We start from the raw sequence: 18692 nt of genomic DNA, 5'->3' as shown, positions 1-18692 counted from the left end.
GATGTTCGGATATTCGCCGCCGGTACCGGCGCAAGTCCTAACGTCGGCCCATGGAACACGAACGCATTGTGATTCGCCGGGGCCCGCGCAGCGGCCGGCCGATCATCGTGGCGGTCCACTCGACCGCGCTCGGCCCGGCGCTCGGGGGCTGCCGGCTCAAGGAGTACGACACCTGGGAGCACGGCCTCGCCGACGCCCTGCGGCTCTCGGCCGCGATGACGGCGAAGTGCGCGGTCGCGGGCCTGGACCACGGCGGCGGCAAGACGGTCGTCGCACTCCCCCGCGGCGCCGGCTTCAACAGAACCGCGGTGCTGCACGACGTCGGCGACGTGATCGAGGAGCTCGGCGGCGCCTACGCCACCGGCCCCGACGTCGGCACCGGCCCCGACGACATGGCCGTCATCGGCGCCCGGACCCGGCACGTGTTCTGCCGCCCGGACGCGAGCGGCGACTCCTCCCCCGCGACCGCCACCGGCGTCATGGCCGCCCTGCGGGTGCTCGGCGGGGACCGGTTCGCGGTGATCGGCCTCGGCCACGTCGGCGCCGACGTGGCCGGTCGCCTGCTCGCGGCCGGGCACCGCGTGCTCGTCACCGACGTCGACGAGCGCAAGCGGCACCTGTTCCCGGCCGCCGGGTGGGTGGCGCCCGGCGAGATCCTCGACGCCGAGGTGGACGTGCTCGTCCCGGCCGCACTCGGCGGGCTGCTGACCCCGGCGGCGGTGGCCCGGCTGCGCTGCCGGGCGGTCGCGGGGCCGGCCAACAACCAGCTCGACGCGCCCTCGACCGCCGACCTGCTGCACGCCCGCGGGATCGTCTGGGCCCCCGACCACGTCGTCAGCGCGGGCGGCGTGGTGTACGCGACCGAGGTGGAGCTGCACGGCGCGACCCCGGACGCGGCGACCGCACGGGTCGAGAAGATCGGCGAAACGCTGCGGTCGATTTTGAACCGTGCGGCGGCCGAGGGCACGACCCCGCTACGGGCGGCCGAGAACCTCGCCCGTTCGCGGTTCACGGGCTCAGGTTGAGGTTCTGGAACGTCGCGGTGCCGTTGAAGGCGTTCACGCCCAGATACCCCGACGCGTACGTGCCGTCGGAGGCGTCGATCACCTTGGTGCCGTTGAGGTACACGGCGATGCCCGGGCCGCGCGCGACCACCTTGAGGTGGTACGTGCGGCCCTCCAGGATCGGGGTCGCGAACACGGCGATGTCCTGCCCCGGGCGCCACAGCTTCACAAGGCCGCCGGTGTCCACGTTGGCCGTGTAGTGCTGGGTGCCGTCGGCGCTCGCGCGGAACGTCAGCGCGGCCGCCACCCCGTTGACGACCCGCACGTCGCCCTCGTACGTGAGGTCGGCCGCCGTGGTGGCGCTCAGGGCGAACGCGTCCGTGCCCGAGTTGCCCCGCAGGCCCGCGCCCGGGACGGTCCACGACCCGCCGGCCGGGTGCCACGGGCCGGCCAGGTTGGTGCGCAGGCCGGTCCCGTTCAGGGTCGGGTTGGCCAGGATCGCGGTGCCGTGGAAGACGTTCAGGCCCAGGCGCCCCGAGGTGTACGCGGTGTCGGTGGCGTCGATGACCGGGTTGGCGCCGTGGTCCAGGTAGACGCGGATCCGCGACCCGGCCGCCACGACCTTGAGGTGGTAGTAGCGGCCCGCGACGATCGGGGTCGCGGCGACGGCGATCTCCTTGCCCGGTCGCCACAGCTTCACCACGCCGCCGGTATCCACGTTGGCCGTGTAGTGCTGGGTGCCGTCGGCGCTGGCGCGGAACGTCAGCGCGGCCGCGGTACCGCTGACGACCTTCACGTCGCCCTCGTAGGTGAAGTCGCCGGCGGTGGTGTTGCTGAGGTAGAACGCGTCGCCGGTCGCGGTGGCCTGCTTGCCGCCGGCGGTGTCGGTCCACGCTCCGCCGACGGCGCTCCAGGGGCCGGCGAGGTTGCCGTCCAGTGTGGACTCCCCGGTGCCCCAGGCCCTGCCCAGGCGGTAGAACTGCAGTGACACGAGGTTCACGGCGCCGCCCTCGGCGTACGCCTGGATGCCCTGGCTCGTGCCGGCCGAGTTGAAGTTGACGTTGTCGCTCACCGAGAGCCGGCCGTCGTTGCCGAACACCTCCAGCTGCCCGCGGTCGACGAGCACGCGCATCCTGACGCGACCGTTGACGGGGGCCAGCGGGCGGCCGTACAGCGTCGCCGCCGCCCGGTCGTAGCCCACGGCCCGGTCGTAGGTGCCGTCGGCGCGGGTGTGCAGCCGCAGGCCGAACGAGCTCGCGGTCGCGCCGGCGACGTCGAACTCGGCGGTGACCTCGTAGGTGTCGGCGGTCGCGACGGCGAGCGGGCCGCCCGGGCTCACCGACCGGTTGGAATAGGCCTGGCCACCTGACCTCAGTGTCGAAATCTCGCGGATCGGGGTGCGGGTGAGGCGTACACCTTCGGGAAAGGTCTTGAGCGCCAGCTCCGCCGGGAACGTCTGGTCGCCGGTCCAGGTGCTGCCGTGGTTGCCGGGCTGCCAGCTCATCTGCACGACCCGGCCGTCGGGGACGCCGGTGAAGGTCTGCCCGGCGTAGAAGGTGCCGTCGGCGGTGTTCGTGCCGAGGTCCATGCGTTGCGGGGCGGACCAGTCGGGGCGGAACGTGGTGCCGTCGAAGGCGCCGATGACGTACTCCCCCGAGGCGTCCGCCAGCACCCACTTCACGGTGCCGGTGCCGTCGACCGCGAGCGGGAACATGTCCGGGCACTCGAAGAACCAGCCGGCGGCGAAGCGGCTCGCGTACGTCCAGTCGAGCAGGTTGGGCGACGTGTAGAACGTGGCGCCGTTGCCCCCGCCGTCGTTCCACACGACCATCACCCAGCGGTTCGAGGCGGCGTGCCAGAACACGTGCGGGTCGCGGCTCGTCCCGCTCGGCACGGCGACCTTGCGGCCGCGGTCGAAGGTCTGGAAGGTCCGGGCGCCGTCGGTGGAGTAGTGCACGGTGACGCCGTTGGTGCCGGAGAACACCAGGATCGGGTCGTCGTCGCCGGACTTGAGCCCGGTGACGTTTGCGGTGTCGACCACGCCGTTGCCGGACCACAGGTCGCCGGGGTGCACGCCGGGCTCCAGGGCGATCGGGCGCTGGGTCCAGTGGACCATGTCGGTGCTCGTGGCGTGGCCCCAGTGCATGGTGTCCCAGGCCAGGCCGTGCGGGTTGTGCTGGAAGAACAGGTGGTAGGTCCCGCGGTAGTAGACCATGCCGTTCGGGTCGTTCATCCAGCCCGCGCGCGGGCTGAAGTGGAACTGGCCGCGGTACGGCTCGTCGTAGGCGGTGGCCGGATAGGGAAACTCGGGATAGTCGGCAACGGTGCCGGCGGAGGCGGTCCCCGGCGGCAGCGCGACGAGCGCGGCGGCGGCGAGCAGCAGCGCGGACAGCAGGCGTCTCATTTCCCGGGTCCCCTTCCTGACAACGTTGTCAAAACCGCACCCGCGATACCCCGGCCATAAGCCGTGCGCGGGTACGTCAACGTTGTCAGTGTTCGCCTTACCGTGACGTTCGTCAATATGTCGCATCGGAGGACGGTCCCGGGACTGCGCTGCGTAACTTTCACGGCCCGGTCCGGACGGTCCGGAAGCGCTTCGACTGCGATTCCGGTTGTCAGGCATCGATGGATCTCCGATGTCCCGGGACCGGCTCCCGCGGGCCGTGATCGACGTTTCGACGGTCGACAATCCGTGACAGCATTCGCAGCCACGTGGAGCCCTCACATGGGGAGACGGGCGTTCTGGCGAAAGCTGATCTTCCGAGGGCTCCACGGCCGCCACCGGCCGGAGATCTCCGGAATGGGTTTGCAGCGTAAGTTTCAGGCCCGTTACCAGGCACTTACGAGGTAGACGGCGCCTCGGCGGTCGATCGCCTTGACGCGGTCCCGGGACGGTACGGACGGTTACCCCACCTCGATTCTGACCCGTCAATGTTAGGAGAGTCGATGAGGCGCAAGATCGCCCTCATATCGGCAGCCGCCCTCGTGGCGACCGCCGGCGCCGTCGTGGTCGCCAATCAGGCGTCCGCGGCCGCCGGGTGTTCGGCCAAGTACGCGATCGTCAGCTCGTGGCCGGGCGGGTTCCAGGCCCAGGTCGACGTCACCAACCTCGGTGACTCGGTCTCCAGCTGGAACGTCGGCTGGGACTTCGGCAACAGCTCGCAGACGATCACCCAGATCTGGAACGCCAACAAGACCCAGTCGGGCGTGCACGTCAACGCCACGAACGTGAGCTACAACGGCAACGTCGCCACCAACGGCGTGATCTCGTTCGGCTTCACCGGCGCCTGGAGCGGCAGCAACCCGGCCGGCACCAACTTCACCCTCAACGGCACCGCCTGCACGGGCAGCACCACCGGTGGCTCGTCCTCGCAGTCGCCGTCGGCCTCGACCTCGCCGTCGAACCCGACAAACGGCACCCCGAGCGTGACGCTCACCAGCCCGACCAGCGGCTCGACGTTCACCGCGCCGGCCACGATCGGCCTGGCCGCCAGCGCCAGCGTCACCGGCAGCACCATCAGCAAGGTCGACTTCTACAACGGCTCGACCCTGCTGGGCACCGACACCAGCTCGCCGTACACGTTCAGCTGGACCAACGTCGCGGCCGGCAACTACACCCTGACCGCCAAGGCGACCGCCGCCAACGGCAACACCGCCACCACGGCGGGCGCGGCCGTCAGCGTCACCACCGGCGGCGGCAACACCGGCACCCACCTCGACAACGCGTTCGTGGGCGCCAAGTGGTACGTGAACCCCGACTGGTCGGCCAAGGCCGCCGCCGAGCCCGGCGGCAGCCGCGTGTCCAACCAGCCGACCGGTGTCTGGCTCGACTCGATCGCCGCCATCACCGCGCCGTCCGGTTCCGGGTACACCACCAGCCTGAGCAAGCACCTCGACAACGCCCTGGCTCAGGGCGCGACGCTGGCGCAGTTCGTGATCTACGACCTGCCCGGCCGTGACTGCGCGGCGCTGGCCTCCAACGGCGAGCTCGGCCCGACCGAGATCGACCGCTACAAGACGGAGTACATCGACCCGATCGCCGCCATCGAGGCGAACCCCAAGTACGCCGGGATTCGCATCGTCAACACGATCGAGATCGACTCGCTGCCGAACCTCGTGACCAACGCGGACGGCCAGGCGGGCGCGACCGCGGCCTGCGCGACGATGAAGGCCAACGGCAACTACGTGACCGGCATCCAGTACGCGCTGGGCAAGCTGCACGCCGCCGGCACCAACGTCTACAACTACATCGACGCCGCGCACCACGGCTGGATCGGCTGGGACAGCAACTTCGCCCCGTCCGCCCAGCTGTTCGCCAGCACCGCGAAGGGCGCCACCGGTGGCGTTGCCACCGTTGACGGCTTCATCACCAACACGGCGAACTACTCGGCCCTCTCCGAGCCGTGGGTGCAGCCCACGACCACGGTCGGCGGCCAGAACATCCGGCAGTCGAAGTGGGTGGACTGGAACCAGTACACCGATGAGCTCACGTTCGCCCAGGCGTTCCGTACCGCGCTGGTCGGCCAGGGCTTCAACTCCAGCATCGGCATGCTGATCGACACCAGCCGCAACGGCTGGGGCGGCTCGGCCCGGCCCACCGCGGCGAGCACGTCGACGGACATCAACACCTACGTCGACGCGTCCCGCATCGACCGGCGCATCCACGCCGGCAACTGGTGCAACCAGAGCGGCGCCGGCCTCGGCGAGCGCCCGCGGGCCACTCCGGCCGCCGGCATCGACGCGTACGTGTGGGTCAAGCCTCCGGGCGAGTCCGACGGCTCCAGCTCGCTGGTTCCGACCGGCCCGAACAACCCGGGTGGCAAGGGCTTCGACCGCATGTGCGACCCGACCTACACCGGTAACGGCCGCAACGGCAACAGCCTGAGCGGCGCGCTGCCCAACGCCCCGGTCTCCGGTGCCTGGTTCTCCGCGCAGTTCCAGCAGCTGATGCAGAACGCCTACCCGGCGCTCTGAGCGGCCCGCACCAACCTGTACCACCGCACCAAGGAGGGCCCCCGGTCGCCGGGGGCCCTCCGCCCGTCTCCGGCCCCGAACGGCATCACCGGACCGGCACCCGGCGCCGCCGAACGAGTGATCAGGTCACCCTCCCGATCGTGGATGGCGGCGGTGGCGACCTGGCGTCATCATGGGGGCACCCACCAGCATGGGCCTGATCGAGCGCCGCAGCAGCGACGCGGTCGGGGTGCAGCGACAGCTTCCTGGGGCTGCAGATGGCCGCCCGCCCGGACGTGTTCCAGCACCGCTTCCGCACGCTCGTGGACAAGTCGGCCCCGATCGCCGGGCCGGTCGCGCTGACCGTCTCACCCCACGACCGGGCGCTGTCCACCTCGCCCTGGGCGCGCACTCGGACATCTGGTATCCCGAGACCGTCCACCTGCTGCTTTCGCTGGCCGCGCTCAGCCGCTGACCTACCTTCCACGTTTCAGAACGCGCCCATGCGGTACAGAGGGAGCCGTGAACCAATTCGTGGTGGTGGCCAACCGGCTGCCGGTGGACGCGGGCCCCGGCGGGCTGGTCAGCGCCCTCCAGCCCATCGCCCGCAGCTCCGGCGGGGCCTGGGTGGGCTGGACCGGCAACCCCGACGAGCGGCCCGAGCCGTTCGAGCACGAGGGCGTGCACATCCAGCCGGTCGAGCTCACCGGCGAGGACGTCGACCACTACTACGAGGGGCAGTCCAACTCGACGATCTGGCCGCTGTTCCACGACGCCGTCGAGCCGCCGGTGCACCGGCGGGCGTGGCGGGTGGCGTACGAGGCGGTCAACCGGCGCTTCGCCGAGGCGACCGCGTCCGTCGCCGCCGAGGGGGCGACGGTCTGGGTGCACGACTACCAGCTGCTGCTCGTGCCCGGGATGCTGCGCCGGGCCCGGCCCGACCTGCGCATCGGGTTCTTCCTGCACATCCCGTTCCCGCCGGTCGAGCTGTTCATGCAGCTGCCGCGGCGCACCGAGTTCGTGCGCGGGCTGCTCGGCGCCGACCTGGTCGGCTTCCAGCAGCCGCTGGCCGCGCAGAACTTCATGCGCCTCACCACGCAGCTGCTCGGCCTGCACCCCCAGGGTGAGCGGGTGGCGTACGAGGGGCGCACGGTCACCGCCCGGGCGTTCCCGATCTCGATCGACGTGGCCGAGATCGAGGGGCTCGCCGCCGATCCCGAGGTCCAGCGGGACGCCGCCCAGCTGCGCAAGGACCTCGGCGGCGACCGCCGGCTGCTGCTGCTCGGCGTCGACCGCCTCGACTACACCAAGGGCATCGACCAGCGCATCGAGGCCTACGGCGAGTTGCTCGCCGACGGCACCATCAGCAACGACGAGGCCGTCCTGGTGCAGGTCGCCACCCCGAGCCGGATGCGGGTCGCGCAGTACCAGCAGCTGCGCGAGCGGGTCGAGCGCGAGGTGGGCCGGATCAACGGCGAGTTCGGCGACGTCGGCCGGGTGCCGCTGCACTACCTGTTCCAGTCGCGGACCCGGGCCGAGCTCGTCGCCCTGTATCTCGCCGCCGACATCATGCTCGTCACCCCGCTGCGCGACGGGATGAACCTGGTGGCCAAGGAGTACGTGGCCGCGCGGCGGGACGAGGGCGGCGCGCTCGTGCTCAGCGAGTTCACCGGCGCCGCGAGTGAGCTCGACGACGCCTTCCTCGTCAACCCGTACGACGTCGACGACCTCAAGCGCGGCATCGTCGCGGCGATCGCGACCGGCCCGGAGGAGCTGACCGCCCGGATGCGCCGGATGCGCGAGCGCGTGCGCGCGCACGACGTGGATCGCTGGGCCCGGGACTTCCTCGACGTGCTCGGCTGAGGGAACCGCTGCGCGCCCGGCCCCGTCCTAGGGGCATGCGTAGCGCCGCGGTCCTCGTCGTTGCCCTCGCGATGCTCGCCGGGTGCGCCCGTCCGCCGGGCGCCTCGGTGGCGGCGCCGCCGACCGGCGCGCCCGAGATCCACCCCGCGTGGACGTCGTGCGACCAGGCGGCCGGCCCGGGCTGGGCCGACTTCGCGGCGCCGCTCGGCTTCCCGCGCCTGCCCGCCGACTTCGCGCCCACCGCGGTCGTGGTGTGCGCGACCGGCCCGCAGCCGCGCGCCGACGGGGGCGAGGACATGGTGCGGCTGGAGAAGCACGGAAGCGATGTCGAGGCGCTCACCCGGGCGCTGCGCCTGCCGGACCTGCCCCGCACCGCCGGGGCGTGCACCGCCGACATTGTCGGCGTCGTGTGGTTCGCCGTGTTCGACGCGGCCGGGCGGTGGCTGCGGCCGGGCGTCGCCGGGGACGCGTGCGCCAAGCCGCGGATCGAGGTCCGGGATGCGCTAGAGCATCTGGCGTTGACGACAGTGCATACGACGGTGCTCGGGGAGACGAAGTCCTCGGCCGCGGCGAGCAGCGGGTGCGAGCAGCGCTGGGCCGACATGGTCGGCGCGGTCACCGCGATGCCGGGCGACGCGCCCGCCGACCGCCCGGCCGGCGCGCCGCCGGGCCCGATGCGCCTGTGCCTGTACCGTGTGCCGCCGTCCGAGCAGGGCAGCGGCAAGCCGGGCGGCGACTTCGAGCGCGGTGGCCCCCTGCCCGACCAGCGCTGGACGGCGTTGCGCGCCGAACTGCTCGCGGCCGGCGATGCGCCGGGGCCGTGCACCGCCCACGCGAGCCGGTTCGCCCTGTTCCGGGCGCCCGACGGGCGGGGCGGCGAGGTGTACGCCGAGCTCGACGGCTGCCACCGCCTGCTCTTCGACACCCCGTCCGGCAGCGCGCTGCGCCAGGGCACCGCCGAGCTCGCCGCGCACATCGACCAGGCCCTGTGAGCCGGGCCGGGGAGGACCCCGGCCCGGCCTCGGGTCAGGCGACGATGTGCAGCGCCGGGTCGAGGGCGAGCGCGGCCAGCTTCTCGTCGTCGAACGGCAGCGCGGTAAGCGACGGGGCGGAGTTGCCGGGCAGGAAGTTGCCGGACTTGGACTGCGCGACGAACACGACCGTGCCGTCCGGGTACTGGTACGCCGACCAGTTGGCGATCCGGTCGTCCTGCTCGCCGCCGGTCGCCACCGCGACGCTCCTGCCCCCGCTCGACACGATCCTGCAGCTGGCCGCCGCGGACCAGAACTTGAGGTCGCACGGGGTCGCGCCGGTGCGCAGGCCCGGCTCGTACACCTCCACGATCAGCTGCCCGGCCGCGTCACCCTTGCGGATCTCGGTGGCGACGAGGTAGCTCCACGCGTCCTTCCCGCCGACCTTGTCCTCGAACTGGGCCTGGACGAGGTTGGTCTCGGCGCTCGCGACCGCCGTGTACCCGGCGGGCAGCAGCTCCGACACGTGCTTCGCCAGCGCCACCGCGGCGTCGGCCTTCTTGCCGGCGCGGGCCGTGCGGTCGCTCTGCGGCGAGCCGTCGGGGCCAGTCGGCCACACCGGCTTGGTCTCGCTGCCGGTCGCGCCGCCCGGCACCCCGGGTGCCACGGTGGGCGTGCCGCTGCCGGGGGGCGCGGCCACGCTCGGCGTGCCGGGGCCGGCCGCCTGCTGGGCGCCCGAGCCGGTGGTCGCCACCACCAGCCCGAGGGCCGTGAAGGCCGCGAGCAGACCCGCCCCGGCGGCCCCGGTGGCGAGCATCCGCAGGCGCGCCGCGCGGCGGCCGGCCTGCAGAGCGCCACCCGGCGACATGCTCGGCGGCACGTTGCTGTGGTCGAGGGCATCGCGCAGCGAGGCCCGGAAGTCCTGTTCGTCCATGATGTTCGCGCTCTTCCTCAGTCGGTGGTGAACGTCGGGCTCAGCTGGGCACGCAGGGTCTGCAGTCCCCGCGCGGCCTGGCTCTTCACCGTGCCCGCCGAGCATCCGAGCAGCTCGGCGGTCTCGTCGACGGAGAGGTCCTCCCAGTACCGCAGCACCAGCACGGCGCGCTGCCGTGGCGGTACCGAGGTCAGGGCCGCGAGGACCGCGACCCGCTCCTCGGGCCCGGTGTCCACGACGGCCGGCTCCGGCGGCGTGTCGCTCGTGCGCACGCGCCGCCACCAGCCGAGCCGCCGCTCGTCGAGGTACGTCCGCACCAGCGTGCGGCGCACGTACCCGTCGAGCACCTCGTGCCGCGAGACCCGGTGCCAGGCGAGGTACAGCTTCGTGAACGCCGCCTGGGTGAGGTCCTCGGCCCGGTGCCAGTCCCCGCACAGCAGGAACGCCGTGCCGCGCATCGCGTCCGAACGCGCGGCGAAGTACTCGGCGAACGCTGTGTCCCGATCCGTCATGCGCTACTCACGACCGCGGACCCCCGCCAGGTTGCATGCTCCCGGAAAAAATCTCCGCCCGACAGGATGACCAGCTGCCGGGTGGCGCGGGTCATCGCCACGTACCGGTCGACCGCGCCCTGCACACCTTCGCTCACGAGCACCACCAGGTCGAACTCGAGGCCCTTGGCCAGCTGCGGGGTCAGCGACCGCACCCGCCCGGTCGCCGGGAACGACGGGTCGCCGATGACGCACGCGACGCCCTCCGCGTGCTCGGCCAGCCACGTGTCCACGATGGTGCGCAGGTCGGCCGTGGGGCCGTGCACCACCGGGGCGCCGTGGCGGATCGACGTGGGCACGTTCGCGTCGGGCAGGGCGGCCCGGATGACCGGCTCGGCCTCGGCCATGATCTCGGCCGGCGTGCGGTAGTTGACGGTCAGCGCGGCCAGCTCGATCTGGTCCAGGCCGACCCGCTCGAGCCGCTCCCGCCACGACTCGGCGAACCCGTGCCGCGCCTGGGCGCGGTCGCCGACGATGGTGAAGCTGCGCGACGGGCAGCGCAGCAGCAGCATCTGCCACTCGGCGTCGGTCAGCTCCTGCGCCTCGTCGACCACGATGTGCGCGAACGGGCCGGCCAGCGCGTCCGGCTCCACCCGCGTCAGCGCCGCGGTGTCGACGAGGGCGTCGTGGAAGTCTTCGACGCGCAGCATCGAGACCAGCCCGGCACCGTACTCGTCGTCGGCGACGGCCGCGATGTCGTCCACGACCCGGTGCATCCGCTCGCGCTCGGCGGCGGCCTCGGCGACCTGGCGGTGCCGGCGCCGCACCGCCTCCGGGTCGCCCAGGCGCTGCCGGGCCGCGTCGAGCAGCGGCAGGTCCGGCACCGTCCACGCCGACGGGTCCGATCGCTGCAGCCGGTGTACCTCCTCGCCGCTCAGCCACGGCGCGCACTTGCGCAGATACGCCGGTACCGTGAACAGGTCCCCCACCAGGTCGGACGCCTCGAGCAGGGGCCACGCGCGGCCGAACGCCGCCGCCAGCTCCCGGTTGCGCCGCAGTTCCCGCGGGTCGACGTCGTGCCGGTCGGCCAGGATCTCCACCAGCTCCGCCCAGACCGGGTCGCGCGCCTCGTTGTGCGCGACGCCGGGCTCGGCCGCCGCGAACGCCTCGGCCCAGACCTCGGGGGTGAGGCGCAGGTCGGCGTCCTCGGCCGGCACGAGCGTCGTCGTCGTGGGCGGCCGCTCGTAGAAGCGCACCGCTGCCTCGATCGCCGCCACCATCCGGGCCGAGGACTTGAGCCGGGCCACCTCCGGGTCCGGCTCGGCCGCGGCCGCGGCGCCCTCGGCGACCAGGTCGCGCAGCGTGCACGTCCGCACGCCCTCCTCGCCGAGGCTCGGCAGCACGTCGGAGACGTAGGCGAGGTACGGCTGGTGCGGCCCGACGAAGAGCACACCGCCGCGGCGGTGGCCCAGCCGCGGGTCGGAGTGGAGAAGGTACGCGGTGCGGTGCAGCGCGACGACGGTCTTGCCCGTGCCCGGCCCGCCGTCGACGACGAGCGCCCCGGCCGAGCCGGCCCGGATGATGGCGTCCTGGTCGGCCTGGATGGTGCCGAGCACGTCGCGCATGCGGGCCGACCGGTCGCCGGCGAGGCTGGCGATGAACGCCGACTGGTCGTCGAGGGCGGCGTGGCCCTCGAAGCCGTCCTCGGTGAACACCTCGTCCCAGTAGTCGGTGATCCGGCCGCGGGTCCAGCGGTAGCGGCGGCGACTGGCCAGGCCACTCGGGTTGGCGTGGGTCGCGCGGAAGAACGGCTCCGCGGCCGGGGAGCGCCAGTCGAGCAGCAGCCGGCGCCCGTCGGCGCCGGTGAGGCCGAGACGCCCGACGTACACCGCCTCGGACCCGTCCGCGCCGACCATCCGGCCCAGGCACAGGTCGAGGCGGTAGCGGCGCAGCGTGCGCAGGCGGGCGGTGAGGCGGTACACCTCCTGGTCGCGGTCCATGGCCGCCTGCCCGATCCCGGCGGGCGCCCGGCGCTCCGCGTCGAGGCGCGCGGACAGCTCGGCGGTCACCTGCTCCAGGCGCGCCGCAATGGCCGCGAAATGTTTTTCGTCCCCGGCGATGAGGCCCGGGTCGGCTTTCGCAAGGTTTTCGGAAAGGTCGAAAACACCGGCGGTCACTGATGGCATGTGCGCGGTCCCCCCACGAATTGGTGCAAGGCCGACGATTCTGCGCCGCCACCGGGGTCTTGCCGCAAGCCCCCACCTGCGGTATACGTTGAGAGTGGAGGAGCGCAGGGCGCTCCTCTTTTGCATGCGCTCGCTGTTCCACGCGAAGGCACGGGTTGGAACGCCCTCAGGGGCGCCGCGTCGTGCTTCGTCGACGGCCGTGTGCGACCTGGTGCTCACCGTCACGGGCAGCACGCCGCCCTGGACGTGACCGGCCTCCGGGTAGCGGGCGCGTCACGCCCGCCAGCCGACGCTCTGGGCCCAGTCGTCGGCGCGGCGGACGATGTCCCAGACGAACGCCCCCTTCGCGGCCACGTAGCCCGCCCGGTCGTCGCGGAACCGTTGCGCGCACGCGCGCTTGACCGCCGCGTACTCGCCCGCGGCGTCCGGGTGCACGCGCAGGAAGTCGCGGAAGAGCAGCGGGAACTGCTGCGAGAAGCTGCCCGCCTCCCGGACGTGGATGTGCGTGCGGCGACGGCCGGGCGGCTCGCGGAAGTACCGCTTGGTGCGCTCGGGATTGTCGGCGCGGTAGCGGTACCCGAGAAGCTCGATCGGCTCCCGGAACGGGTCGACGGGCTCGAGCGCGACCACCGAGACCTGCACGTCGATCACGGGCTTGGCGGCGAGCCCGGGCACCGCGGTGGACCCGATGTGGTCGATCCGCACCGCCGCGCCGCCGAGCGCTTGCCGCAGCGCCGCCCCGATCTGCGCGAACTCGTCCGCCCACTCGGCGCGGTACTCGACGATCTCGATCGGCTCCCCCACGCCCGCCATGATCCCACTCGGTTGGGGATTGCATTCCGTCATTGACTGCCGAAAGGTGAGGCGTTCACCGTCTTCGACTAGGGGCTGTATCGAAGTGGGGGTCGGAGCGAGGCGAGGCTCAGGCGTCGGCTGGGGCCGCGCCGGGCGCGCCCCGATACCGGGGTTGTATCGGGGTGTGACCGGCGTGGTTCCAGCCGGCGTCTGAGTCCGCCGCAGCCCGGCCATCCACTTCGATACAGCCCCTAGGAGTGGCGCCGGCGCGATGAGCGAGACGCACCAGGAGATCACTGCCTCCGACCGTGCCCGCCACGCGGAGGCCCCGCCGGCCCCGCACATCACCGAGGACCGCATCGCCATGACCAGGGCGATGGGCGGGTCCGTGCCGGCGCAGCGGAAGAAGCCCAAGAAGGGCAGGAAGAAGTAGCGCTCGCCGGCACGGCCTCCGGGTCGGCGGCTGTGTTAAACTGCAAACGTCGTTCGCAGTTTGGCTCGGGAGGAGAGCGGCATGGCTCGGGAGGAGAGAGGCATGGAGCAGCGGATTGCGGCGCCCGACGGGGCGGACATCGTCGTGCACAGCGTCGGCAGCGGGCCCGGCATCGTCGTGGTGCACGGGGGCGGGGTCACCATCGGGATCTACCGGCGGCTCGCGAACCAGCTCGCCGACCGGTTCGCCGTGCACCTCTACAACCGGCGCGGGCGCGAGGACGCCGGGCCCCGCCGCGAGCCCTATACGTTCGAACAGGACATCGACGACCTCGGGGCCGTGCTCGCGCACACCGGCGCCCGCAACGTCATCGGGCACAGCTCCGGCGGGTTCATCGCGCTCCAGGCGGCGCTCCGGCTGCCGATCGAGCGGCTCGCGCTGTACGACGCCGCCGTCGGGGTCGAGGGGATCTTCCCGGGCGGGTGGCTCGACGACGCTCGGGCGGCGGCCGCGGCCGGGGACATCCCGCGCGCGATGGCGCTCACCAGCGCCGGGATCAACACCCACTCCGCGGCCGCCCGGCTGCCGCTCGCGGTGCAGATCGCGATGTGCCGGGTGTTCCTGCGCACGCCGATCGGGCGGATGATGGGCGGGCTCCTCGCCTCGACGCTCGACGAGTCGCACCAGATCCGGCTCGCCGAGGGGCCCGCCGAGCTCTGGGCCGGCGTCCGGGCCCGGGTGCTGCTCGCGTACGGGTCCGCCGGGCCGCAGTACTACGCGCCGCTCAACGCGGCCCTCGGCGCGGCGATCCCGGACGCGCGCGTGCTGCCCATCCCCCGCAGCGGGCACGACGGGCTCAACCGGGCGCCCGGCCGGGTCGTCGAGCCGATCGCCGCCTTCTTCGGCGAAGGCGCCAGTGACGTCAGTGGAGCCAGTGACGTCAGTGGAGTCAGTGGAGTCAGTGGATCCACGGAAGATCCGGAGGCATCTCGTACGTCACGCTGACGTCGAAGCCGCCGTCCCCCTGCACGGTGAAGGTCAGCCCGAACCGGGACGGGCTGCCCTCGGCCATCATCACGGCGCGCAGCGCGAGGAGGGTGTCGCTGAGCTCCTCGGTCCACGGGTCGGCGAACGCCACCCAGCCGCTGCTGTCCAGGGGGCCCGTCGCGGAGTGGAACTCCATGCGTGTGCCGGTGTAGTGGTCGTCGACCTCGGCGAGCAGTACCGCCCGCACGGCATCGGGCGGGGTCACCTTGCGCACGATGCCGACAATGGTGTCCATACAGGACTCGGCATCGACCATGGTCACAGCATACGGGCCATCGTCGCAGGCCGGCGCGGCGGTCAGCCCGCGAGGGCCGGGTTCGCCGCCAGCAGCGGGCGGCCGTCGGCGAGCACCGTGCGGGCGGCCAGGGCGTGGACCAGGGCCCGTCCGCCGCTCACCGAGCCCTCCTCGTCGTTGCCGACCGCGGCCGGGGGCAGCCGCAGGACGACGAGGCGCCCGCCGCCGGTGTCGGTGGCGTCGACGTCGAGCCCGCCCACGTCGACCCGGGCGGCGGAGTCGCGGAGCCAGGTGGCGAGGGAGAACACCGGCAGGCCCCGCCGCCACCGGTTCCAGTCCTGGCGCACGTGCACGATGTCGATCCACGCGTAGTCGGCCTCCCACACCCGGCCGAGCTCGGCGACGAGCGCGGCCAGCTCGGGCAGCCGCTCCTCCAGCGCCGGGTTCATCAGCGGCTTGGTGCCCACCTGCAGCTCCGCGCGCGTGCCGGGCCGGCCCGAGCCGGCGTCGCGCCACGTCACCCACAGGCGTCCACGGCCGAGCCCGAGCGCCTCGACGCCGGTGTTGCCGCCCGCCTCGAGCTCCTGCCGCAGGGCTTCGGCGGTGTCGTCATCCGCGTCGGTACCGATGGGAAGCCGATCGCCGCCGGGGCTCATCCGCACGGTGTCGGCCTCACCCGGGAACGCGGCGGACAGCGCGCGCATGGTCGTGATCAGGCGGCCGGACCCCTCGGCCGCCGTGAGTAAGCGGGACGGCCCGTCGGTCCAGATCTCCCAGCGGTACATTGCGCCCTCCGAAGGTCCTCGTGCCCAGTCGTCGCACGGCGGTGCGTCACCAGCGCCTCCGAACGGCCCGTGCCCCATACCCAGCGCGCCGCAGTCGCACGCGCCGGTGCCGTGCCGCGTTCGGCCGACAAATGTGCACGTACCGAACGCATCGTTCGAACCCGTACGAGAAGCCCGTTGTGGACATGCCGAAATGCACCGCTCGTTCCGGTACGACGCGTTCGCCCCCCGGCGTCGTTCGTTCCCGTACGATTCGGCAACTTACACGCATCCCCGACGGTCCCGTCGACCGCCTCGTGTCTGCACTCGACACGGGCGTGATGCTATCGGAACCGGCCCTCTCCCCGTCGTCCCGATTACGGACCGTAGTGAGCCAGCGCCGCCAGGACCACCTTGGCGTGCGCCTTCAGGACCGGGTCGCCCAGTGCCGCCGTCGCGCGGCCGAGCGGCGTCACGCCGGTGTGGTCGGGGACGTCCGCGCGGGCGCCGTGCCCGATGAGCCACCGGATCTGCTCGAGATGACTGTCCAAGGTGGACGGTGGGGCGGTCAGGGCCCGGTGCACGGTGTCGTCCAGGGCCGTCTGGCCGTTGATCGCCGGACGCTCGTTCAGCGCCGCCGCGAAGGCGAGCGGCGGCATGTGCGCGGCGATCGCGCGCAGGCACGCGAAGTGGTTCAGCACCGCGGCGCGGATGACCGCGTCCACGGCCATCGGGTGGCGCTCCGGCCGGCTCGGCCGTCGTGGTGCTCGTGAGCCGGATCCGGAAGGGGCGGCCGTCGGAGGTGTTCAGCTCGATGGTGCGGCCGCTCTCGTCGTAGCTGATGACGTAGCCGGCGATGAGATCCGAGAAGGTGAAGTCGATGGCGTTGGGCACTGCGCCTCCTAGTGGGACAGCAACACGGCGATGCTCCGGCCGTGCACGGTGTACGCCGGGCCCGGCACCGCGGGCTCCGCGCCCTCGTCGCGCAGGTCGTCGCCGGCGGGCAGGGCGGTGTCGATGGCGCGCACCCAGCGGCGGCCGTCGGCGGGGATCTGGAAGTCCAGCGGCTCCCAGTACATGTTCATCATCAGATGCAGGTCGGGGCCGCCCGCGCGGCCGCGGACGGTGCACGCGAGCGCCCGCGACTGCGGGTCGGACCAGTTGGGCGCGCCGAGCTCGGTGCCGTGCCAGGCCACCTCGTCCGGCGTGTAGAACTCGTTGGCGCGCAGCGTGGCGTGGCCCGCCCGGAAGGCGATGAGGCCGCGCCAGTAGCGCAGCAGGCCGGCGTGCATCCCGGCCAGGTGCCAGTTGACCCAGCCGATCGGGTTGTCCTGGCTGTACGCGTTGTTGTTGCCCTGCTGCGTGCGGGCGAACTCGTCGCCCCCGAGCAGCATCGGCACCCCGCGGGCGAGCATGAGCAAGGTCGCCAGGTTCTTCATCTGCTGTTCACGCAGCGCCAGCACGCCCGCGTCGTCGGTCGGGCCCTCCACGCCGCAGTTCCAGCTCATGTTGTCGTCGCTGCCGTCGCGGTTGCCCTCGCCGTTGGCCTCGTTGTGCTTGTGGTCGTACGAGACCAGGTCGGCCAGCGTGAAGCCGTCGTGGCAGGTGACGAAGTTGACAGAGTTGCCCGGGGCGTGGCCGCGCCCCTGGTACAGCGAGGCGCTCCCGCCGAGCCGGTCGGCGACCTCGCCGACGAGGCCCGCGTCGCCGCGCACGAACCGGCGCATGGTGTCGCGGAAGCGGCCGTTCCATTCGGCCCAGCGGTAGCCCGGGTAGCGCCCGACCTCATAGGCGCCGGCCGCGTCCCACGCCTCCGCGATGATCTTCGTGTCGGCGAGCGTCTCGGACAGCTCGATCTGCCACACCACCGAGGGTTCGTCGAGCACGGCGCCGCCGGCCCCGCGGGTGAGCACCGCGGCCTCGTCGAAGCGGAACCCGTCGACGTGCATGTCGCGCACCCAGAACTCGAGGCAGTCCTTGATGAGCTTGGTGACGATGGGGTGGTTGGCCATCAGCGTGTTGCCGCAGCCGGAGTAGTCGTCGTAGTACCGCGGGTCGGCCGGGTCGAGGTGGTAGTAGTTCGCGTTGTCCAGCCCGGCGAAGCTGAACAGGGGCCCGAGTTGGTTGCCCTCGTCGGTGTGGTTGAACACCACGTAGAGGATCACCTCGATGCCGGCGGCGTGCAGGGCCCGCACCATGTCCCGGAACTCGTCGAGGTGCTCGCCGCCCCACGGGTTGCGGCAGTACCGCGCGTGCGGCGCGAAGAACGCGGCGGTGCTGTACCCCCAGAAGTTCCCCCCGCCGTCGTCGAAGTCCGCGACGGGCATCAGCTCCACGGCGGTCACGCCGAGCCGGCGCAGGTGCGGGATCTTCTCCGCCACGCCGGCGAAGGTGCCCGGGTGGGCCACCGCGGCGCTGGGCGAGCGCGTGAAGCCCCCGACGTGCAGCTCGTAGATCACCTGATCGGCGAGCGGGCGGTTCAGGGGGCGGTCGCCGCGCCAGTCGTACGCGTCCACGTCGACGACCACGCCCCGCAGCGACGTCGCGGCGTTGTCGCCCGGCCGGCAGGCGGCGTCGCGGTCCCAGCGGGCGCGGGAGACGCCCTTGGCGTACGGGTCGATGAGCACCTTCTCCGGGTCGAAGCGGTGGCCCGCGCCGTCCGGGCCGGTCACGCGGTACCCGTAGAAGGCCCCCGGCCGCAGCCCGCGCACGTAGCCGTGCCAGGTCGCGAAGCTGCGGTTGGCCTGCGGGTCGAACCGGAACGTGCGGCTCGGGGCCACCGCGTCGCACGAGTCGAACAGGAGCAGTTCGACCCCCGTGGCGTGCTCCGAGAAGAGTGCGAAGTTCACGCCCCGGCGTCGCATCGCGCCCCGAACGGATGGGCCCGTCCCAGTTCGAGCGTGAGGGTGTCCTGGTCCAGGGCCTGGGTGGTCATGGCGCCGACCGTAGCAAGACGATCACCGTCCGTGATCGGATCGCGCGTTCTGGGTCGGCCGCACCCGGCGCCCACTACCGT

General features: G+C 72.6%; 15 protein-coding genes. 6 read left to right on the top strand and 9 right to left on the bottom strand.

Annotation, left to right across the window (positions count from 1 at the left end):
* Positions 1 to 50: 50 nt before the first annotated feature.
* A complete protein-coding gene (locus tag ACPPVO_RS19010) occupies positions 51 to 1025 on the top strand; it encodes a Glu/Leu/Phe/Val dehydrogenase dimerization domain-containing protein (RefSeq protein WP_426512527.1) in 975 nt (324 codons plus the stop codon).
* On the opposite strand, the gene ACPPVO_RS19005 is transcribed toward ACPPVO_RS19010, so the two are convergent.
* Complete coding sequence (locus ACPPVO_RS19005; RefSeq protein WP_426512526.1) at positions 1009 to 3408, bottom strand: GH32 C-terminal domain-containing protein; 2400 nt, start codon at positions 3406 to 3408, stop codon at positions 1009 to 1011. The two genes, ACPPVO_RS19010 and ACPPVO_RS19005, sit on opposite strands and share 17 nt — an antisense overlap.
* Positions 3409 to 3950: 542 nt before the next feature.
* Between ACPPVO_RS19005 and ACPPVO_RS19000 the strand changes: the two genes are divergently transcribed.
* The 3 genes from ACPPVO_RS19000 to ACPPVO_RS18990 all read left to right on the top strand — a co-directional run bounded on the left by ACPPVO_RS19000 (position 3951) and on the right by ACPPVO_RS18990 (position 8812).
* Positions 3951 to 5978 (top strand): glycoside hydrolase family 6 protein, encoded by a 2028-nt coding sequence (locus ACPPVO_RS19000; RefSeq protein ID WP_426512525.1) that lies wholly within the window; start codon positions 3951 to 3953, stop codon positions 5976 to 5978.
* Positions 5979 to 6479: 501 nt separating this feature from the next.
* Positions 6480 to 7820 (top strand): alpha,alpha-trehalose-phosphate synthase (UDP-forming), encoded by a 1341-nt coding sequence (locus ACPPVO_RS18995; protein WP_426512524.1) that lies wholly within the window; start codon positions 6480 to 6482, stop codon positions 7818 to 7820.
* Between the two features lie 35 nt (positions 7821 to 7855).
* Positions 7856 to 8812: a hypothetical protein gene (locus ACPPVO_RS18990; RefSeq protein WP_426512523.1), complete on the top strand. Its 957-nt coding sequence runs from the start codon at positions 7856 to 7858 to the stop codon at positions 8810 to 8812.
* 34 nt (positions 8813 to 8846) lie between these two features.
* Here the strand turns inward: ACPPVO_RS18990 and ACPPVO_RS18985 are convergent, their stop codons facing one another.
* The 4 genes from ACPPVO_RS18985 to ACPPVO_RS18970 form a co-directional block, all read right to left on the bottom strand.
* A complete protein-coding gene (locus ACPPVO_RS18985; protein ID WP_426512522.1) occupies positions 8847 to 9725 on the bottom strand; it encodes a hypothetical protein in 879 nt (292 codons plus the stop codon).
* A 17-nt stretch (positions 9726 to 9742) separates the two neighbouring features.
* On the bottom strand, positions 9743 to 10237 hold the full coding sequence (locus ACPPVO_RS18980) for a SigE family RNA polymerase sigma factor (RefSeq protein WP_360377403.1): 495 nt from the start codon (positions 10235 to 10237) through the stop codon (positions 9743 to 9745).
* On the bottom strand, positions 10234 to 12402 hold the full coding sequence (helR, locus tag ACPPVO_RS18975; RefSeq protein ID WP_426512521.1) for an RNA polymerase recycling motor ATPase HelR: 2169 nt from the start codon (positions 12400 to 12402) through the stop codon (positions 10234 to 10236). Before helR ends, ACPPVO_RS18980 begins: the two co-directional genes overlap by 4 nt.
* Positions 12403 to 12675: 273 nt before the next feature.
* Positions 12676 to 13206: a GrpB family protein gene (locus tag ACPPVO_RS18970; RefSeq protein WP_426512520.1), complete on the bottom strand. Its 531-nt coding sequence runs from the start codon at positions 13204 to 13206 to the stop codon at positions 12676 to 12678.
* A 262-nt stretch (positions 13207 to 13468) separates the two neighbouring features.
* Between ACPPVO_RS18970 and ACPPVO_RS18965 the strand changes: the two genes are divergently transcribed.
* Positions 13469 to 13630 (top strand): hypothetical protein, encoded by a 162-nt coding sequence (locus ACPPVO_RS18965; protein WP_426512519.1) that lies wholly within the window; start codon positions 13469 to 13471, stop codon positions 13628 to 13630.
* A 102-nt stretch (positions 13631 to 13732) separates the two neighbouring features.
* Entirely contained in the window at positions 13733 to 14635 is a 903-nt protein-coding gene (locus ACPPVO_RS18960) for an alpha/beta fold hydrolase (RefSeq protein ID WP_426512518.1), read from the top strand.
* Here ACPPVO_RS18960 and ACPPVO_RS18955 read toward each other — a convergent pair.
* The 4 genes from ACPPVO_RS18955 to glgX form a co-directional block, all read right to left on the bottom strand.
* Positions 14589 to 14933: a hypothetical protein gene (locus ACPPVO_RS18955; protein ID WP_426512517.1), complete on the bottom strand. Its 345-nt coding sequence runs from the start codon at positions 14931 to 14933 to the stop codon at positions 14589 to 14591. The two genes, ACPPVO_RS18960 and ACPPVO_RS18955, sit on opposite strands and share 47 nt — an antisense overlap.
* A gap of 41 nt (positions 14934 to 14974) precedes the next feature.
* Positions 14975 to 15697, bottom strand: coding sequence for a hypothetical protein (locus ACPPVO_RS18950; RefSeq protein WP_426512516.1), 723 nt, complete (start codon positions 15695 to 15697; stop codon positions 14975 to 14977).
* A gap of 356 nt (positions 15698 to 16053) precedes the next feature.
* On the bottom strand, positions 16054 to 16401 hold the full coding sequence (locus ACPPVO_RS18945) for a hypothetical protein (protein WP_426512515.1): 348 nt from the start codon (positions 16399 to 16401) through the stop codon (positions 16054 to 16056).
* A 177-nt stretch (positions 16402 to 16578) separates the two neighbouring features.
* Entirely contained in the window at positions 16579 to 18525 is a 1947-nt protein-coding gene (gene glgX, locus ACPPVO_RS18940) for a glycogen debranching protein GlgX (protein ID WP_426512514.1), read from the bottom strand.
* Positions 18526 to 18692: the final 167 nt, after the last annotated feature.

The organism is Dactylosporangium sp. McL0621, from assembly GCF_049995355.1.
Classification (GTDB): Bacteria; Actinomycetota; Actinomycetes; order Mycobacteriales; family Micromonosporaceae; genus Dactylosporangium.
This window is presented reverse-complemented; position numbering and strand designations above follow the sequence as displayed.